Genomic DNA, 18,645 nt, shown 5'->3' with positions numbered 1-18,645 from the left:
AATCGCGCCTTTCTCATGCCGTCATCCTGTCACACCTCAATCCTCGCCGTGAGGCCTATATGCGCTACCTGCGCTATATGGAGACAAAATTCTCCCTATCACGCCAGTAACCCTGACAGAACCGTTCGTCCGCCGCTAACCTTGCGTTCCACTACGTTCCAATGCGTTCACACAAAAAGTTTTCCGTTCGCCCTTTTCTTCATTCTCGGGAGGCCGAACTTCGGCTTCTTCATTCTGAATTCCTCCTCACGCGCCCACCCTGCCCTTTCCTGTGAACCACCGTTATCCTTAACCTCACTATTCCCCGCTATTCTCGAACAAAATTTCAATTTCATGGCTGCATCCTGCCAGATTATTTGATCCTCCGTTAGTCTTCGGTGCGCTCGGTGCGCTCGGTGCGCTCCATGGAGACAAAATTGTCGCATTTCTTACGAACCAGAGCGATGAAACCAGACGCCCCGTGCTGCCGGATTCTAGCCGGCAGTCCGAGAACGTCCGACGTAGCAAAACCATTTCATGGGTCATTCGTCATTGCTCATTCCTTCGTCATTCGGATTTCGTCATTAGACATTTCTCCATCAGTTCCCTAAACTCCCTCCATGAAACGCCTTTCCTTCATCCTACTGTCCATCTGCGTCTTCATCACCACCGCACTCGCCCAACCCGCTGTATCACCCAAACGCCAGTTCCGCGCCGGAGCCGCCACCAGCAACATCACGCCGCACCTCGGCGTCTCCATCAACGGCAACATGCAGGATGGCAAGGCCACGCACATCCACGATGAACTCCACGCCCGTTGCCTCGCCTTGGATGACGGCCAGACCAAGCTCGTCCTCGTCGTGTGCGATAGCTGCATGATCCCCCGTGAAATCTTCGATGCCGCCAAGAAGATGGTGAATGAAGCCACCGGTCTGCCACTGGAGAACATGATGATGTCCGCCACCCACACCCATTCCGCGCCCACGAGCGGCAGCGTGTTTCAGAGCGATGCTGATGCTGAGTATGGAAAATTCCTCGCGCAACGCATCGCCGATGGCATTCGCCGCGCCTTGAACAATCTCGAACCCGCCCGCATCGGCTGGGCCTCTGCCGAGGAACCCAACCAAGTCTTCAACCGTCGTTGGTTCCTGAAGAACGAAGCCCTCTACAAAAATCCCTTCGGTGGTGTGGACAAAGTGAAGATGAATCCCCCGCGTGCCAGCAAAGACCTCATCGAACCCTCCGGCCCCATTGATCCCGTCGTCTCCATCATCTCCCTCGTCAGCACCAACGGCAAACCCATCGCCCTGTATGCGAACTACTCCCTCCACTACGTCGGCGGCACCGGTGGCGGCCATATCTCGGCGGATTACTACGGCGCCTTCTGCAAGCGCGTGAAGAAACTCATCACCGCCGAAAACCCTTCACCCGATTTCGTCGCCCTCCTCTCCAACGGCACCAGCGGCAATATCAACAACGTGAACTTTCGCGAACCCGCTCCCAAGCGCGCTGCTTACGAACAGATCGGCCTCGTCGCCGACGCCGTCGCGCAAGCCTCACTGACCGCCCTGAAGAAAATCCAATACCAAGACTGGGTTCCCCTCAGCGTGAAACAAAAAGAACTCATCCTCGACGTGCGCCGTCCCAATGCTGAAGAAGTCACCCGTGCGAAAGAAATCATGTCCCGCTCCCGCAGCCTCCCGCGCATGGACACCATGGAAGAGATCTACGCCCGCGAAACCGTCCAGATGGCCGATTACCCTGCCGAAGTGAAATCGATCTTGCAGGCCATGCGCATCGGGGACCTCGGCATCACCGCCATCCCTTGCGAAGTCTTCGTGGAGATCGGCCTCGAACTGCGCGAAAAAAGCCCCGCGAAGCAAACCTTCACCGTCTCCCTCGCCAATGGTTACAACGGCTACCTCCCCACCGTGAAACACCACGAACTCGGCGGCTACGAAACCTGGCGCGCCAAATCCAGCTACCTCGAAGTCCAAGCCGCCCCCAAGATCACTGAGACTCTGTTGGACCTGCTCAAACAGTAGCAGCCGACGTGAGGAGGCTCTTACCTGCTTTGGAGTGCGGAGGCTTGCCTCCGCTTTCCGCCCGAGGCGGCTTGACGCCTCGCCTTCCCTTCTCTCGATGTTCGATGTTTCCCCTCAAAGGCCCGCCGGTGTAACCGGCTAGCCCCAAAGTGCTGCCGGAATCTTGCCGGCAGTCCCACCATCGGCGGACACTTCCGCCGCTAACTTTTTCCCCACTGAAAACTGAACACTGAAAACTTGAAACTATTTGTACGGCTGATGTAGCGCCACCTTCTCCGACTTCTTCTTCATCTTCATGTTCAGCAGTTCCACCACCACGGAGAACGCCATGGCAAAGTAGATGTAGCCCTTCGGGAAGTGTTGACCTGCGCCTTCCGCCACCAGCATCACACCGATAAGGATGAGGAAACTCAATGCCAGCATCTTGATCGCCGGATGCTTCTCCACGAAATCACTGATCTGGTTCACGAACATCAGCATCACCACCATGGCGATCACCACCGCCGCGATCATCACGCCGATCTGCTTCACCATGCCCACCGCCGTGATCACGGAATCCAGTGAGAATACGATATCCAACATCATGATCTGGAAAATGACGCTGTTGAACGAAGCCTTGCCCTTGGGGTTGTGCCCACCATCTTCCCCTTCCAGCTTCTCATGGATCTCATACGTGCTCTTGCCGATGAGGAAGAGACCGCCCACCAGCAGGATCATATCCTTCCATGTGGGAGCGAACTCTCCGCCCGGAAACGCGAACGAAAAGATCGGATCCTTGTCCAGCTTCATGACCAGGGCCAGACTGCACAGCAGCAAAACACGCGTGATCAAGGCCGCGCCCAAGCCCACCTGCCGCGCCTTCTTTTGCTGATCCGCCGGCAGTTTGCCGCTCAGGATGGAGATGAAGATGATGTTATCCACGCCCAAAACCACTTCGAGCAAGGTCAACGTCAACAAACTGATCCAGATTTCCGGTTGTGTGAGCCATTCCATAGAATTTATCCTTAGCTAAACTAACTAGACGCCGAAGCATCCAAATCCGCCCAAGATAGCGCAAGGAATTACGATTACAAAATTGGCTTCAAAATCGAATAGCCTTATCTTCCACCCCGGATGCATCAGCCGCTGCCCCTGCCCTACTTCGCTTACGGGTCCAATATGGACCCCGTCCAGATGCGCGTCCGCTGTCCCGGCGCCCGCATCACTGGCACGGCGATCTTGCCCGGATATCGTTGGATCATCAACTCCGCCGGCTACGCCACCGTCATTCCCTCACCTGCTCATACCGTTTACGGCGTCCTCTGGGAACTCACCCAAGAACATCTGGTGACACTGGATGAATACGAGGGACTGCAAGAAGACATCTATTGGCGCACTGATGTCACCATCCAATCACTCACGGAGAAAAAGCCAGTCCGCGCCATCATTTACTTCGCCCGCTCCGAGATCGAAGGCCGCCCCGTCCCAGACTACACCGAACACATCCTCCGCACCGCCCGCGATTTTGTTTTCCCCGAAAGTTACATCCGCGAACTCGCCAAGTTCGGCTGAGTTCACGCCAGCAAAGCGATCACCGCCTGATGCCGCATATCTTCCGCATACTGTCTGGGAATTCTACCCGCATTGTCCGCCACGTTTTTATCCGCTCCTCGCGAGAGCAACAATTTCACAATCTCCACATGCCCCTCACGCGCTGCCTGTCGTAACGGCGTTCCTCCCTCCGTCCCCCGCGCATTGATGTCCGCTCCCTTGTCGAGCAGCAGGGCCACCATCTCCTTCCTACCCTCCCTCGCCGCATTGTGGATCGGCATGTCCGCAAACCGGTTCACCGCATGCACATCCGCACCATGGGATAACAGCAGCTCGAAAACCCCCTGCGACCCGCTCTCCACCACATAGTGTAACGGCGTGCAACCCCACTTATCCGTGGCATTCACGTCGGGTGCAGACCGCCACCACTTCTTTTCCAGCAACGCACGTACCGAGGAGACATCTCCTTCTCTCGCCGCTTCATGTAACGTCTTGCCCATGGATTTAGTGATTTCGTTCTCTCGCCCCAATGCTGATAAAAACCCTCTCCTCCATCAATGAAACTTTATTAAAGCACCCGCTTTGCCTTCTTAGTCATTCGGATTTCGTCATTGGTCATTTTCACGCTAGGCCGCTGCTGCTCCCCGGCGATATCGCCTCAGACAACCGCCCCAGCGCCTCCGCCTTCGGCACCGCCCCGATGAGCTTCTTCTCACTCATATTATTCACCACCGGAATATTCCGTTGCTCACTCGCCAGCAACACCGGCAACGCCTCCGGTAATTTCTGGCTCGGCGTCAAACACCGTGGTGAAGGCCGCATCACATCATACGCGATGATGAGTGATAGCTCCGGTCCACCCGCGAGATACTCCTTCAGATCTTGCAATGCCACGACACCTACCAAACCGCCCTGTTCATCCACCACTGGCAGAAAATTATACGCGCTCGTGAGAAACCGTTCGGCGATCTGCGGCATCGGCGTGTTCTCCCGGATGGGCGGCACCGGGGCATGCATCAGATCCCCCACCGTCAGGTCCGTCGCCATGCCAGCATGCGAACTCTCGCGCGCTACTTCCAATTCACGCAAACGTAACGACTCCGCATACACCGAATCCGGATGCAACCGCCGTGCCACCACGGATGCCAAGGCGCACCCCAGCATCAACGGCGGCATCAGCGAATAGTTCAGCGAAATCTCGAACACCAAGATCATCGCCAGCAACGGCGAATGCAACGTCGCCGCCAGCACACTCGCCATGCCCACCAGCGCGAATGCCCCCGTCGGCAGCACCAGCGCGCAACCCATCGCGTGTAACGCCATCCCGAACAAACTCCCTAACGCCGCACCAAGCAACAATGTCGGCGTCATCAATCCACCGATCGTTCCCACCCCCACCGCGATCGCACTCGCCACCAGCTTCGCCACCAGCAACAGCATCACCGCATCCCACGCCATGTTGCCGTGAAGAATCCGATTCGCTGCACCGTAACCATTACCCCAAATCAGCGGATAACCCATCGCGATGAACCCCATCAATGCTCCGCCTAAGGCCAGTTTCGCGTGGATGGGCCATTGCAGCTTTTGGAATCTCTGCCGACTGATCGCGATGACCTTCAGAAAAAAAGCCCCCAAACAACCCGCCGCCACACTCAGCACCAAGAACCACGGCAACTGTGACAAGTTCGTGAAATCAAACCGCGGCACATCATACCATGGCTCGATGCCAAAGAACGTCCGCGAAACCATCGTCGCCACCACCGAGGCAAAGATCAGCGGCACGAACAGATGCATGGAGAACGACCCTAACACGATGAGCGCCGCAAACACCGCACCCGCGATCGGCGCATTGTATGCCGCCGAGAGCCCCGCTGCCGCACCACACCCTACCAACAATCGTAACCGATACGGCTCCCACAAAGCCGATTGCCCAAAGCGCGACGCCAGCGTGGCCGTCAATTGCGTGATCGCCCCCTCACGCCCAATCGATGCCCCCGTGCCGATGCTGATAAGCGAGGAGACTGACTTGATGATCGTAGGTCGCAAACGCAATCGCCCATCCCCCGCGCCTACCGCCTCCAAAAGATTCGTCGAATGCGCCACACGGCCGATCAGTTGCAACCCCCAATGCAGTACTAACCCCGCCGCCAAAGCGCCTGCTGCCGGAATGAGAAATCGCACCCAAGGGTCCCACGCCTCCACCACCTCCATCACATCATCACCATGTCCGAGCGTCAGCCGCTTGACCTGTTTGAGCAAAAATTCGATGCAGAGATAGAAGACCAGGTTGATAAGACCACCGAGGACACCGATACAACCCGCGAGGATAAGGTGAAACGTCTCCTCACTGACGCGCACGCGCTGACGGATACGCAAGGCACGCAGCCAATTGGCCCGCAACCACTGCCTGGCATCCCGCAGCGCACTCTCCACCCGCCCTATCAGCGCGTTCACGGGAGCAAGGTAGACTCACTTTGCCGCCCTGACGAGGCCGAATGTGACGTATAGTGGGGCAGGCGCCTCGCCTGCCATTAGTCGAACAGGCGCCCTCGCCTGTTGGTTTCACGTTCACGGCTTCAGATATTTCGCCAAATAATCCAGCATCGCCGCCTCCGCCTTCTCCGCATCCGCCCCTTTGAAACCATGCCCCGCTCCCTCCAACGTCAACAATTCAACCGGCACACCGCACGCCTTCAACCGATCCCGCATCCAGATGGCCTGTTCATAGCCCACGTATTTATCCTCCGTACCATGGATGATCAACGTCGGCGCCGAACGCGGGTTCACCCAGTTCAACGGACTGCCAAGGATATGCTTGAACCGCTCCTGCTCCAGATTACCACCGAACCACAACGGCAATACCTCATGCGCATCCACGCTTTTACCGTAGGACTGCGTGAAATCACTCGGCCCGTAATAATTCACCACACACGTCACTGCGCTGGAAAAGCCGGGATTGCTGTCGCCTTCAAACTCCGCCACACCCGCCGTCACGCCCAAAAACTGCACCAGATGTCCGCCTGCGGAAGAACCCGTCACCCCGATGCGCGTCGGGTCCACCTGATACTTCGCCGCATTCGCCCGCATCCAGCGCACCGCCGCTTTCGTATCATGCACTGCCGCAGGAAACTGATTCGTCGGCGCGAGGCGATAACTGATCGTCGCCGCCACATAACCTTTCTCCGCCAGTTTCAGGACCAGCTTGTTATAACTCTCCCGGCTCCCCGCCCGAAACCCGCCGCCATGGATGCAGATCACCGCCGGACGCGGACTCGTGACATTCTTGGGCCGCGCCAGATTCAACATCACCGGCATCCCGTTGGGCTTCGTGTATTCGATGTCCCGCTCGAAGATGACGTTTTCGGGAACTTGCAGATCAGCCGCTTGGACCAATGGCGCAAAAACTCCGAACAAACAGATAAGGGCAAAGACGGGAAATTTCATATCGGAATACTTTCTCACCGATCGCGCTTATGCTGCAAAAACCACTCGAACAGCTCCGGGTTATCATAAGTCGCCGTCCAAGAATCATGCTGTGCTTCAGGATAAACCGTCAGCTTCACGTTCTGGTTTCCGCCCTTCTTTAGCATCTCCACCATGCGCTCGGATTCCGCCAGCGGCACCACCGGGTCTTTCGCACCGTGGAAGGCCCAGATCGGCATATTTTTGATCATCGGTCCACGCACCTTGTCCCGTGAACCGAGCAGATACGTGATGCTCTCACCGCCTCCACAGATCGGCGCCATCGCCGCAAAGCGTTCCGGGAAACCGATGCCCAATGCCCACGTCCCGTAACCGCCCATGCTCAACCCCGTGAGATACACACGCGACTTGTCCACGCGATACGTCTTCTCCACATCATCCAGCAGCGCATTCAGCGTCTCCACGGACCACACCTTCCCCTCCGGGCATTGCGGCGAGACGATGATGAACGGAAAATCCTTCCCCGCTTTCACCAACTTCGGCGGCCCATGCACCGCCACCTTGTTCACATTCGTGCCACGCTCACCCGCGCCATGCAGGAACAGGATCATCGGATGCAGCTTCTTGGTATCCTTCGTATAATCCTTCGGCAGATACAGGAGATAATCCGCCGTCAACGTCTTCGTGACCTTCTCCTCAAAATGAACTTTGCGTTGCAACAGCGTCATATCCATATCCCGCGGTAAATCTTGTGCGCTCGACGTCATCGTCATAGCCAGACCGAGCCCAAGAACCAATCGCTTAAGAGTTTTCATGGTGTGATATCCCAAGTGTGAAACGAAACCACTCTGCTGACAAGCGCTAGAAAACCTGCTGATCCGTAGCCGCGGACGTCAGTCCGCGCAAACTAGATTTATCAAAGCCCTCTGAAACCCCATCTCCCTTTTTGTGCCTTCTGCGCCTTCTTGCGGCCACCCCCTCCTCACATCAACTTCAGCTTCGGCAAATCCTGCAGATCCACCAAACCCACCGGCTCCTTCTTCGCGTTCACCACGATGAGATCGTCGATATTCCGCTCATTGAAAATCTTCAATGCCTCCACCGCCAACGCCTCCTCACTCACACAGATCGGATTCTTCGTCATCACCTCAGCCAGCGTAAGCCCCAGCACATTATCATCCGTGCCCATGTGCCGACGCAGATCGCCATCCGTGAAAACGCCCGCCAGCTTGCCCTTCTTATCCACCACACTCACACTGCCCGCCTTCGCCCGCGTCATTACCAGCAACGCTTCCTTCACTGTCAGAGTCTGCGCCGCCACCGCATTGCGCGCACCAGAACGCATGATGTCCTTCACCTTGAAAAGCAATGCGCGCCCAATCGCGCCGGAAGGATGACGTTGTGCAAAATCCGCCTGTTTGAATCCGCGCGCATCTAGGACCGCCATGGCCAGAGCGTCACCCATCACCAGAGTCGCTGTCGTGCTGGCAGTAGGAGCGAGATTAAACGGACACGCCTCCTTCGGCACCTTCACGTTCAACACCACATCACTGTGCTTCGCCAACGTGGACTTCGCCGCCCCTGTCAGCGCGATGACCTTCACCGAAAAACGTTTCAAGGCAGGGATAAGATTCAACAACTCCTCCGTCTCGCCCGAGTAACTGATCATCAGCACCACATCGCCATCGATGAGGATGCCCAAGTCTCCGTGCAACGCATCCACGCTATCCAGCAACACACTCGTGGAACCGGTGCTGGTAAGTGTCGCCGCGATCTTACGTCCGATATTGCCGGACTTGCCAATGCCCACCACCACGATCTTCCGCCGTTGCGTCAGGCACTGCACGATCACCTCCACCGCGCGCTCGAACGATTCATCCAATTGCGCACGCACCGCCTTAAGGGCGGCCATTTCGATATCGAACACTTCACGGGCACGGGCCTGATGGTTCATCCGCCCAAAGGTGCCTCGCCGGAGCCGGAGATTCAATCACGAAGCCACTTCTCCTTGGACCGCGGCTGTGTCGTCAGACCAGCCGCAGCGGAAACGCAGCAAATGTAAGCTGCAAAAATATTTTGTGACTGATCCGTTCTGTTTCATCTGCTGCGGCTGGTCTGACGACACAGCCGCGCCCCCCCAATCAGTCCCCCATCCCCTCACGCGTCACCGAATACACCAACGCCCTCAATCCCTTCACCGTCGCCTCCTCTTTCGGCTGAAACTCCACCTTCTCAAACGCCCGCACAGACGCCTGATTATCCGGCTTGATATACGCCAACACCTCTTTCACATCCGTCTCTGCGAACAGCTTCTTGCACGCCGTCCAGATCAGCAACGAACCTCGGTTCTTCCCCCGCTGTGCCGCATCGAGACTGATAGAAATCGTGGCTGTCCCACCTTCGATCTGAAACCGCACCTGCCCGATCGCCGCACCCGTTGAATCCTCCGCCACCCAAATGCGATAATTCGCATCACTCAACTTCCCCTCAAACCACGTCAAGTGATTCTCCCAAGCGATGGGCTCGGAAGCAAACGACACTGCCCTCACACCCGCATCATTCGCCCAATCAAAGATCAACTTCGCATCACTGCCCGTAGCCGCACGCAACCGGATCGCCTCTTCATTCAACCTCAACCACACCCGCATCGACCCTAGCCCATCCACCAACTTGCGTGCTTTAGCCGACATCTCGGCTAGCCAAGGGTTATTCCCCCCTCGCCCATCGGAGGGGAGAGGGCCGGGGTGAGGGGTGCCCCCGTCCCTCACCTCTGCATCATTCCCTATCAACGCTACAATCCGTTCCGCCAAACCTTTCGCCGTCAAATCCTCATGCCAACCCAAATTCAAGGACACACCCGCCGCCTCCAACTGCTCACCATTGGACCGTTGATTATCCGCTAGCACGATCGTCATCATCGGCACACCCATGTAGGCGAACTCCCATGCCGTCGTGCCACCCGCTGCAATCGCCAAATCCGTCTGCGCCATCAGCTCCGGCATATTGCTCGCATTACGGACAAGGCGGATGCGTCCATCACCACCCTGTGCACTCTTCTGCAAATCTTCCCAATGCGGATTGCTGCCACCGACCACCACAGTCGCTTCCACTCCAGCAACCGTTTGCAATGCAGCAATCACCTTCGCCGTCACATTATCCGGATCACTTCCACCTAACGTGACCAAGATCCGTTTGGAGTCGTTGGTATTCGCACCAACGCTCTTGTTTTGCTTTAGGAACTCTCCACGCAATTGCACATACCGCGTCCCCAGCAGCAAGCGTGTTGCCTTCTCCCGTTGCGGATACCAATCCTCCGCTGCTCCGAGATTCTGGTTCAGCACGAAATCTGTTTCGTAATGCGTCAACCCGCCGAAATCATCTATTTGCAAGACCTTCACACCCGCTTGCTTCAAGACGCCGAAATATCCCTCACCGAACTGATACCCATCCACCACCAACCATGAGTCAGGATCTCGCTCTGCTAGATCCACTGTTTCCCAAGCATCTTCAATCCCACCCGCCTGACCACGGACACCGTAAGCTCGGACACCGGCTTGCAACGCCCGCTGCCCCAAAGCCTCCGGCATCAACTGCGCTGCGAGAATGACCTGACTCCCCGCCGCCAGCCACGGCTCCGCCAACGCCAGACACCGCATCACATGCCCCGTGCCCATATGAGCACTGGCATCGGCACGGATGATGAGTGTCGGCAAATTCATTTTAACCTAAACCGGTAGGGCGAGAGTCCTCTCGAGCCCTAACTTAACCTTAAAACATTCGCAAATCAGGATGGTTACAATGGAAACCCAACCGCGGCAGAACTTTATTTTTGGAGCGCGGCATTTATGCCGCTTCAACGTACAAATCGCAGGCGATCAGAAAACATTTCACGCCCATACCATGCGAACCCTGAAGCGGGCTAAAGCCCGCGCTCCTGTCCGCAAATTTTCGCTCACCCTAAAATTCGCTTCAACGTCTCCACCACCCGATCTTGGTCGTCATCCGTCATCGCGGCGAACATCGGCAGGCTGATCACTTCTCCGTAATATCTTTCCGCCTCCGGGCAATACCCCGCTTTGAAACCCAGCTCCTGGTAGTACGGCTGCGTATGCACCGGGATGTAATGCAATTGCACGCCGATACCATTCGCGCGCAATTCCTCAAACACTTGCCGGTGCGTCTTGCTGATGCGGTCCAGTTGCAACCGGATCACATACAGGTGCCAGCTCGAATTCGTATCCGCATGCTGATGCGGCAACGTCAGCGGGAAATCTTTCAGCAAGGCATTATAACGCGCTGCCAACACCCGACGCCGGTTCACGAACTCTTCCAAGCGCGTCATCTGGCTAGCGCCGAGTGCCGCTTGGATATCCGTCATGCGATAGTTGTAGCCCAGTTCCAACTGCTCGTAATACCACCCGCCATGCGACGGCTGCGTCAGAAACTTCGGATCACGCGTGATACCATGCGTGCGCAGACGCAGAAGCTTTTCGTAAAGGTCCGTGCGATTCGTCACGATCATACCGCCTTCACCCGTCGTGATGATCTTCACCGGATGAAAGCTGAATACCGTCAGATCACTGAAGCGACCATCTCCCGTCGGCAATCCCTGATACTTCGCGCCGATCGCGTGCGACGCATCCTGCATGATGGCAAAACCATACTTCTTCGAAAGCGCCTGAAATTTATCCAGCTCACAAGATTGTCCCGCGAAATCCACGGGAACGACGACCTTAGGCAGTTTCCCTTCCTTCGCTGCTTGCTCCAGCTTTGCCGTCAGCTTCTCCACGCTAATATTGTAAGTGCGCGGATCGATATCCACGAAGTCCACTTCCGCACCGCAATAGCGTGCGCAATTCGCTGAAGCCACGAATGTGTTAGGAGAAGTCCAGAGGCGGTCACCCGGACCTAAACCCAGAGCGAGCGCACCGATGTGCAAGGCAGCCGTGGCGCTGGAAAGGGCGAGTGCGTGTTTCGCGCCGCAATAATCCGCCACCGCCCTCTCGAATCGTTCAATGGCCGGCCCTTGCGTGAGCCAGTCAGATTTAAGGACGTCCGTGACGGCCTGGATGTCCGCTTCGGTGATCCATTGGCGGCCGTACGGCAGCAGGCTCATGTCTCCTCGAGGTTGAGAAATTCCTTCTTCGTGAGAAACACCGGATTGGTGCCGGAATTATACTCGAAGTCTTGCGGCACCGGTGTTCCTTTTTCTCCCAGATTGTTCACCGAGTAATCCACTTGGTGCGCGATGTTCGTCGTCGGCTTGATGACGAAATGATCCGGGAATTCGAGCGTCAGATGGGAATCATCTTCCGGGCACATCACTTCGTGCAGCTTCTCGCCTGGACGGATGCCTACGATCTTCGTCGGCACACCGGGAGCCAATGCTTCGGCCAGATCGGTGATGCGCATGGAAGGGATCTTCGGCACGAAGATCTCGCCGCCCTTCATGCGGATGAAATTGTTCAGCACGAAATCCACGCCTTGATTCAGCGTGATCCAGAAACGCGTCATGCGCTCGTCCGTGATGGGGATTTCCTTCACACCATCTGCGAGCAATTTCTTGAAGAACGGCACCACGGAACCGCGTGAGCCGACCACATTACCATAACGCACCACCGCGAAGCGTGTGCGATGACCACCGGATATGTTGTTCGCGGCTACGAAGAGCTTATCGGAGCAGAGCTTCGTCGCGCCGTAGAGATTGATCGGCTTGGCCGCCTTGTCCGTGGAGAGGGCGATGACTTTTTCCACCTCGTTCTCGATCGCCGCCTGGATGACGTTCTCCGCGCCATGCACGTTCGTCTTGATGCATTCGAGCGGATTATACTCTGCCGCTGGCACTTGCTTCAGGGCGGCTGCGTGGATGACGTAATCCACCCCGCGCATCGCCTGAGTGAGCCGCTGGGCATCGCGCACATCCCCGATGAAATAGCGCATCTTGTCGCCGCTGAACTCCTGCTGCATCTCGAACTGTTTCAGTTCGTCGCGGGAATAGACGATGATCTTCTTGGGCTTGAACCGCTCCAGAAGGATCTTCACACACCGTTTGCCGAAGGAGCCTGTGCCCCCCGTGATCAAAATCGCTTTGTCGTTAAACATGGCAGAAATTCGCGTGCCTCCACGCTAACCGAGAGGCGGCACTTGTGAAAAGGTGAAAGATGCGAGGTCAGCTTCCCGGCTTTACCACGCCATTTGTAGTCATAAACCGCGCCAACGCCTCCGCAACGGTCCGGTGACCATCCGGCCTCATATGAGAGCCATCTGAATAAAGTGTGGCATAATCCCCGCCCGTCAGGACCTCTTTCATGGAGAGATGGTAGACGCTTACACCCCGGAAAGACTCCGCCACGGCATCCAGGCCTTGATCGTCCAGCGGTTGAGTCCGGTCTTTCATATTTTCGCAAACCGCTTGGGAGACGAGCAAGATGGGCACTTTCTTGTCCTGAGCCGTTTGCACACTGGTCGCCGTCCATTGTTTCACCTGTTCCAGCCAGCGTTTGCGCGTGGCTTCATTTTGACCGGCGGCTATCTCGGCATCCGCATCATTGATGGCTCCTTGCTGGCGGACCTCTGTGGGCAAAAGATGCCAGAACGCTTTTTCCGTCTTGGCTTCATGCAGGCGGCGGATGATCAGGCTCTTCATCAACCAGTTCTTCGGATGCCAGCCATCGAATTCCTTGCTGCGTTTATACTCGCGCTCATCCTCGTATTCATTGGAGGCGTTAAGATGCAAAATCACCAAGTCGGGTTGGTATTCCAGAGCCTTGCTTAGCACGATCTGTTTGCGTTGGGCTCCATAACCCGGCACGCAAAGATTATAGGCTTCCGCCTTTACGCCGTTTGTCTTGAGTATCTCTTGAAGCTGATAGGCATAAGCTTTCTCCAAGCCCGGCCCACGCGGCACGGAATCACCGATGACGAAGATACGAAACGTGCCGGCCTCCGGCTTCAGTTTCATTTCTTGCGGAAAGAAGCGACGTCCACCTGCACGAACGAGCTTCAGCTTGTCGCCTTCCTCCACAAATCCCGCATCGGGATGATACCCGTAATCGAACCGCCCCGCCATGTTCCGCGCAAAGAACACGCGCACCACCACCTCTGCTCCTACCAAAAGGAAGAGCATCAGCAGAAATGCGGCTGTGAGTTTGCGTTTCATCTCGTCAGAACTGGAAGTAGATGAATTCCTGTTCCCCGGCGGAGGAACTGGCGATGGCGAGGAACATCACCCCATACACGATCGCTCGCACCGGCCACGGCCAGTGCTGGTTCTCGATCTCATCCCGCGCCCGCCAAGTAGCCAGTTGCAAAAGGATCAAAGGGATGACATGCAAAGCCAGCCAACCCAACGGCTTCACCCAATCCACCCCCGTACTGTTCCAAAGCGTCAGCGCGGCGAACCATTCCGCCACCTGCCCCATGCTGTTCGCACGGAATATGACCCAACCTATCAATGTGAATACTCCCATCAACAACATCGCGATGAGCTTGTTAGAACGGCACTGAGCCGTCTCCAATTCACTCAACGGCTTGATTGACCGGTAAAGCACCAGCAACACGCCATGATAGAGCCCCCACACCACAAACGTCCAGGCCGCCCCATGCCACAAACCCGCCAACCCCATCGTGATAAGCAGATTGCGCGTAGTCAGGAGCGTGCCCTGCCGATTGCCACCCAAGGGGATGTAAACGTAATCCCGAAACCACGAAGAAAGAGTGATGTGCCAGCGCTGCCAGAAATCTGACGGCCCGGTGGCGAAATAAGGGAAATGGAAATTGTGGTTCAACTGGATGCCCAGCATCCGCCCTGAGCCACGCGCTATATCCGTGTAACCGGAGAAGTCACCATAGATCTGGAAGGCAAACGCCAGCGCGCCAACGATCGCCCATCCGGCGTTCAGTTGGGTGTCATTGGCAAATGCATAACTTGCCAGCAGCGCACAGTTATCCCCCACGAACACTTTTTTGAACAAGCCGATGAGGATGAGCCGCGCGCCGCGATGAAAATTTTCATCCGACCATGTGACCGGCTTTTGGAATTGAACCAGAAGATCTTTCGCACGCTCAATCGGACCAGCCACCAACTGAGGAAAGAAGGAAAGATAAGCACCAAACGTTAGGAAATCCGTCTCCGGCACCGCTTTCTTGCGATAGATATCCACCGCATAGGCGATGCTCTGAAAAGTGTAGAACGAAATGCCTACGGGCAGGATGATCTCAAGCACGGTCCAACTCGGATGCATACCCACTGATTGCAGCAGATGCACCGCTGAATCCGCGAAGAAATTGAAATATTTGAAGAAGAGCAACTGCCCCAGATTCAGCGCGATACTGAGAATCATAAACGCCTTGGGCCGTCGCGCTTCCGGCAAGGACCATAGGCTAGTATAAAGCACCGTCAAAACCACCGGCAAAGCCCCCGCCATGATGAGCATGGAGGGTTTCACGAGCTTCCCTTCCAATCCCGTCACCGCACAAAAGCCCAACCACGCTACCGGAATACAAGCCAGACAGATGACCTTGCCCGTGCTTACCCGGATACCGGCGATCGCCTGGCCGCAAAGAAAATCAACGATGGTAGAAGTGGCCAACAAGGCGAGAAAACGCACATCCCAGACACCGTAAAAGAAACAGCTCGCGAGCAACAACAACAAGAGCCGGGCCCGATGGCCGATGGCCCAATACACAGCCAGTACTAGCGGCAGGAACAGTGCGTATTGCCAGGAGATGAAGGACATGGCAGCGGGTTGTCTTTTATTTGCTGCCCATGGATGAACCAGGGTAGATGCCTTGACGACGGGCCATGTCCGCGAAGCGCCCGCCAGAGGTCAGCAGCCCTTCAAAGGTCCCATCTTCCACGATCCGGCCTTCATCCATCACGATGATCCGGTCCATGCTGGCCAGCGTTGCTAAACGATGAGCCACGCAGATCACCGTGCGATTTTCTTCCAACCGGTCGATGGCCACCTGCACTTCACCCTCTACGCGGGGATCGAGGTTTCCGGTGGCTTCATCCAGCACCAGGATAGGTGCATTGCGGACGAATGCACGGGCGATGCAGATGCGGGCGCGTTGTCCGCCGGACAACGTCACGCCACGTTCTCCCAGGCGGGTGTCATAGCCTTGCTCCATCGCCATGATGAAATCGTGCGCATAAGCCGCTTTCGCTGCGGCTATGACTTCTTCCCGCGTCGCGCCTTGCTTGCCACAAGCGATATTTTCCGCCACCGATTGGTCGAAGATCACGACCTCCTGGCTCACCAAGGCCATCTGTTCACGCAAGCTGCTGATCGTCACGTCCCGGACATTATGACCATCGATCAACACCGCACCGCTGGTGGTATCGTAGAACCGACACACCAGATTCAGGAGCGTGCTCTTGCCGGAACCGCTCTCACCCGCGATGCCCAGTTTGGTGCCGCGCGGGATGGCCAGCGTCAGGTCATCGATTACAATTTTATCCTTATAGGCGAACCGAACGTGCTCAAACCGCATTTCATGGTTTAAGCCGGTCAGCTTCTTGCCCTCGGCCAGTTCCTTCACGCTTGGTTGCTCGGCGAAGAGTTGTTGCAGACGTTCAATGCCTACACTGGCCTGTTGGAAGAGCACATGCACCGCTGCCAGCTTTTTGACGGGAGTGAACATGAGGATGACACCCATCAAGAAAGCGACCAGTTGCGGCAGTTGCGTGCCGGAAACGAAGATCACCACGATGAGCAGGCCCAACCCCAGCATGGAAATGATCTCCACTAACGGATTCACCAGTTCGCGCGCCTGTACGCTCTTCATGTCGTGATGGATGATCTGTTTGCAGTAATCGCTGAATCGTTTCAGTGAATCTTTCTCCAAGCCGAAAGCCTTGATGACGCGGATGCTGGTGATGACTTCCACCAACTGGCTGGACTGGGAGATGTTCGCCGAGAGGCTGGCCTTCACCGCTTTGCGCACCTTCTTGCCCAAGATCACCAGCGGGATGATGCACAAAGGCAGGAACACGATCGCCACCAACGTCAGTTTCCAATCAAGCCACATCAAAGTGAGCAGGGCACCGACGATGGTGAAGGGCTCCTTGACGATGTCCGAAAGACCGTTGGTCATCGTCTTATGCAGCACACTGGTATCATTGTTGATGCGGGTAAGGAGATCGCCCGTGGTCGAGCGGTTGAAGAAATCAAGCGAGAGTTGGTAGAGCTTGGCCAGCACGTCATAGCGCAAGTCATTCATCATGCGCTCACTCACCCAGTTCATACAGTAACTGCTGAAGTAACCGAGAAAACTGCGGATGGCGACCAGGACCGGTAACAGCAAAAAACCGCCTAAAACCTGCCGCCAATCAATGGGGCGCCCGGCTAAAGGCAACCATGGGTCTAATGCTTTTTCAATCCGGGCAGATAATTTACCTGCCGCATCTTCCACATCCCCTTTTAGGTTTACCCCGCCTATCGCGCTCTTCTTTTCGGCAGCCGTTACTGCCAGGCTGGCGGCCTCCCCCGGAGGCAGCGTTCCGGTGGAAGGATTGATGTTAAACGAACTGTTCGTCCCTACAGACCAGTTCAATTTCGCCGGCCCTTCATTGGTCAGGACAATGGCGGATTTGCTGGAGTGATCCGCATCCAGCCGTTCAAAAATGGTCTTGGTGGCCCAGACAAAAGTACCATTCGACAGACCGAACAGCGCACCCAAAATGATACCTGCCAAAAAGCGGCCCCAATACCTTTGCAGGTAGGGCTGCCCAAAACGCAAGATCGAAAGGATACGACGAAACATTTCGGGGTTACTCTCCGTTGCAGGGCTTCACTCCGTCAAGGCTGTATGACTGTAAAGGAAAAAGGCGGCCAGGGCCCGGCCGCCTTCCACCTTAAATACTTAGGATAAGCTTACAGCGCCGCGTAAACGTGATGTACGTCATCGTGGTCGTCCAGCGTATGCAGGAATTCAATCACTTCCTTGCGATGCGCATCGGTCAGTTCGGTGGAATTCTTGGCCACATAACGCATTTCGCTCGCCGTGATCTTCCAGCCGGCCTTGGCCAGCCACTTGGAGACTGCTGCCAGCTCTTTCGGCTCGGTGGTGAAGCGGAAGCCGATATGGCCCTCATCCGCTTCCCCGGCTTCCAAAGGCTCGACGTTCTGGGCACCTGCCTCGATGGCATCTCCCTCGGCGTCCTTGGACTTGTCCGTATGGGTGGCTTCCACAATGCCGACATGCTCAAAGAAAAAGCCGACACTGCCCGGAGCGCCCAAGGCACCCGCGCGGAATAGATGGCGGATCTCAGGGGCGGTGCGGTTACGATTGTCCGTCAGGCACTCGACGATGACCGGCACCTTGTGCGGAGCGAAGCCCTCGTAAACCACCGTCTCGAACTCCACCTTTTCTTCCGTCTGGCCGGAACCCTTCTTGATGGCACGCTCGATGGTGTCCTTGGTCACAGAGTTCTTCTTGGCCTTATCGATGGCCGCAGCCAGACGGGCATTAGTCTCGGGCTCCGCACCGCCCAGCTTGGCGGCGACGATCAGTTCCCGGACGAGTTTGCCAACGACTTGGCCTTTTTTCTGCGCGGCGGCCTCGCGGCCAGCCTGTTTCCATTGAGCACCCATGGTTTATCTCTTTAACTAAAGGTTGAGGGGCAAAGATAATTCGGGTTTTCAAGGCAAACAAGTCTTTAGAA

General features: G+C 56.3%; 15 protein-coding genes. 2 read left to right on the top strand and 13 right to left on the bottom strand.

All coding sequences use genetic code 11. The features are described 5' to 3' along the window. Positions 1-599: 599 nt before the first annotated feature. On the top strand, positions 600-2,024 hold the full coding sequence (locus VGH19_06275) for a neutral/alkaline non-lysosomal ceramidase N-terminal domain-containing protein (GenBank protein ID HEY1170960.1): 1,425 nt from the start codon (positions 600-602) through the stop codon (positions 2,022-2,024). A gap of 243 nt (positions 2,025-2,267) precedes the next feature. Here VGH19_06275 and VGH19_06270 read toward each other — a convergent pair whose 3' ends face one another. Next, entirely contained in the window at positions 2,268-3,017 is a 750-nt protein-coding gene (locus tag VGH19_06270; GenBank protein ID HEY1170959.1) for a TerC family protein, read from the bottom strand. Positions 3,018-3,137: 120 nt separating this feature from the next. On the opposite strand from VGH19_06270, the gene VGH19_06265 reads away from it, so the two are divergent. Further along, the gene (locus tag VGH19_06265; protein ID HEY1170958.1) at positions 3,138-3,575 is read left to right on the top strand and encodes a gamma-glutamylcyclotransferase family protein; all 438 of its coding nucleotides are present in this window, start codon (positions 3,138-3,140) and stop codon (positions 3,573-3,575) included. Between the two features lie 2 nt (positions 3,576-3,577). On the opposite strand, the gene VGH19_06260 is transcribed toward VGH19_06265, so the two are convergent. The 12 genes from VGH19_06260 to VGH19_06205 all read right to left on the bottom strand — a co-directional run bounded on the left by VGH19_06260 (position 3,578) and on the right by VGH19_06205 (position 18,574). Then, positions 3,578-4,054 (bottom strand): ankyrin repeat domain-containing protein, encoded by a 477-nt coding sequence (locus VGH19_06260; GenBank protein ID HEY1170957.1) that lies wholly within the window; start codon positions 4,052-4,054, stop codon positions 3,578-3,580. A 121-nt stretch (positions 4,055-4,175) separates the two neighbouring features. Beyond that, positions 4,176-6,008, bottom strand: a complete 1,833-nt coding sequence (locus VGH19_06255) for a chloride channel protein (protein ID HEY1170956.1) — start codon at positions 6,006-6,008, stop codon at positions 4,176-4,178. A 114-nt stretch (positions 6,009-6,122) separates the two neighbouring features. Beyond that, positions 6,123-6,998, bottom strand: a complete 876-nt coding sequence (locus tag VGH19_06250) for an alpha/beta hydrolase (GenBank protein ID HEY1170955.1) — start codon at positions 6,996-6,998, stop codon at positions 6,123-6,125. A gap of 14 nt (positions 6,999-7,012) precedes the next feature. Beyond that, positions 7,013-7,792 (bottom strand): prolyl oligopeptidase family serine peptidase, encoded by a 780-nt coding sequence (locus VGH19_06245; protein HEY1170954.1) that lies wholly within the window; start codon positions 7,790-7,792, stop codon positions 7,013-7,015. A gap of 167 nt (positions 7,793-7,959) precedes the next feature. Continuing rightward, complete coding sequence (locus tag VGH19_06240) at positions 7,960-8,931, bottom strand: KpsF/GutQ family sugar-phosphate isomerase (protein HEY1170953.1); 972 nt, start codon at positions 8,929-8,931, stop codon at positions 7,960-7,962. Positions 8,932-9,118: 187 nt separating this feature from the next. After that, positions 9,119-10,696 (bottom strand): UDP-2,4-diacetamido-2,4,6-trideoxy-beta-L-altropyranose hydrolase, encoded by a 1,578-nt coding sequence (gene pseG / locus VGH19_06235; protein ID HEY1170952.1) that lies wholly within the window; start codon positions 10,694-10,696, stop codon positions 9,119-9,121. Between the two features lie 233 nt (positions 10,697-10,929). Next, positions 10,930-12,093 (bottom strand): UDP-4-amino-4,6-dideoxy-N-acetyl-beta-L-altrosamine transaminase, encoded by a 1,164-nt coding sequence (pseC, locus tag VGH19_06230; GenBank protein ID HEY1170951.1) that lies wholly within the window; start codon positions 12,091-12,093, stop codon positions 10,930-10,932. Then, a complete protein-coding gene (gene pseB / locus VGH19_06225) occupies positions 12,090-13,079 on the bottom strand; it encodes a UDP-N-acetylglucosamine 4,6-dehydratase (inverting) (protein HEY1170950.1) in 990 nt (329 codons plus the stop codon). Before pseB ends, pseC begins: the two co-directional genes overlap by 4 nt. 67 nt (positions 13,080-13,146) lie before the next feature. After that, positions 13,147-14,136: an SGNH/GDSL hydrolase family protein gene (locus VGH19_06220; protein ID HEY1170949.1), complete on the bottom strand. Its 990-nt coding sequence runs from the start codon at positions 14,134-14,136 to the stop codon at positions 13,147-13,149. A 4-nt stretch (positions 14,137-14,140) separates the two neighbouring features. Further along, entirely contained in the window at positions 14,141-15,715 is a 1,575-nt protein-coding gene (locus VGH19_06215) for an MBOAT family O-acyltransferase (protein ID HEY1170948.1), read from the bottom strand. A gap of 16 nt (positions 15,716-15,731) precedes the next feature. Next, complete coding sequence (locus tag VGH19_06210) at positions 15,732-17,744, bottom strand: ABC transporter ATP-binding protein (GenBank protein ID HEY1170947.1); 2,013 nt, start codon at positions 17,742-17,744, stop codon at positions 15,732-15,734. Between the two features lie 110 nt (positions 17,745-17,854). After that, complete coding sequence (locus VGH19_06205) at positions 17,855-18,574, bottom strand: YebC/PmpR family DNA-binding transcriptional regulator (protein HEY1170946.1); 720 nt, start codon at positions 18,572-18,574, stop codon at positions 17,855-17,857. Positions 18,575-18,645 lie beyond the last annotated feature (71 nt).

Source organism: Verrucomicrobiia bacterium (assembly GCA_036405135.1).
In the GTDB taxonomy this organism is placed as follows: Bacteria; Verrucomicrobiota; Verrucomicrobiia; order Limisphaerales; family JAEYXS01; genus JAEYXS01.
The sequence above is the reverse complement of the archived record's forward strand: the minus strand, read 5'-3'. Positions and strand labels throughout refer to the sequence as shown.

Excerpts from the sequence above, each read along its gene's own strand:
- VGH19_06265 (HEY1170958.1), top strand. The coding sequence starts at position 3,138 with ATGCATCAGCCGCTGCCCCTGCCCTACTTCGCTTACGGGTCCAATATG.
- VGH19_06215 (HEY1170948.1), bottom strand. The coding sequence starts at position 15,715 with ATGTCCTTCATCTCCTGGCAATACGCACTGTTCCTGCCGCTAGTACTG.
- VGH19_06245 (HEY1170954.1), bottom strand. The coding sequence starts at position 7,792 with ATGAAAACTCTTAAGCGATTGGTTCTTGGGCTCGGTCTGGCTATGACG.
- VGH19_06270 (HEY1170959.1), bottom strand. The coding sequence starts at position 3,017 with ATGGAATGGCTCACACAACCGGAAATCTGGATCAGTTTGTTGACGTTG.
- VGH19_06220 (HEY1170949.1), bottom strand. The coding sequence starts at position 14,136 with ATGAAACGCAAACTCACAGCCGCATTTCTGCTGATGCTCTTCCTTTTG.
- pseG (HEY1170952.1), bottom strand. The coding sequence starts at position 10,696 with ATGAATTTGCCGACACTCATCATCCGTGCCGATGCCAGTGCTCATATG.
- VGH19_06260 (HEY1170957.1), bottom strand. The coding sequence starts at position 4,054 with ATGGGCAAGACGTTACATGAAGCGGCGAGAGAAGGAGATGTCTCCTCG.
- pseC (HEY1170951.1), bottom strand. The coding sequence starts at position 12,093 with ATGAGCCTGCTGCCGTACGGCCGCCAATGGATCACCGAAGCGGACATC.
- VGH19_06205 (HEY1170946.1), bottom strand. The coding sequence starts at position 18,574 with ATGGGTGCTCAATGGAAACAGGCTGGCCGCGAGGCCGCCGCGCAGAAA.
- VGH19_06275 (HEY1170960.1), top strand. The coding sequence starts at position 600 with ATGAAACGCCTTTCCTTCATCCTACTGTCCATCTGCGTCTTCATCACC.
- VGH19_06240 (HEY1170953.1), bottom strand. The coding sequence starts at position 8,931 with ATGAACCATCAGGCCCGTGCCCGTGAAGTGTTCGATATCGAAATGGCC.
- VGH19_06210 (HEY1170947.1), bottom strand. The coding sequence starts at position 17,744 with ATGTTTCGTCGTATCCTTTCGATCTTGCGTTTTGGGCAGCCCTACCTG.
- pseB (HEY1170950.1), bottom strand. The coding sequence starts at position 13,079 with ATGTTTAACGACAAAGCGATTTTGATCACGGGGGGCACAGGCTCCTTC.
- VGH19_06250 (HEY1170955.1), bottom strand. The coding sequence starts at position 6,998 with ATGAAATTTCCCGTCTTTGCCCTTATCTGTTTGTTCGGAGTTTTTGCG.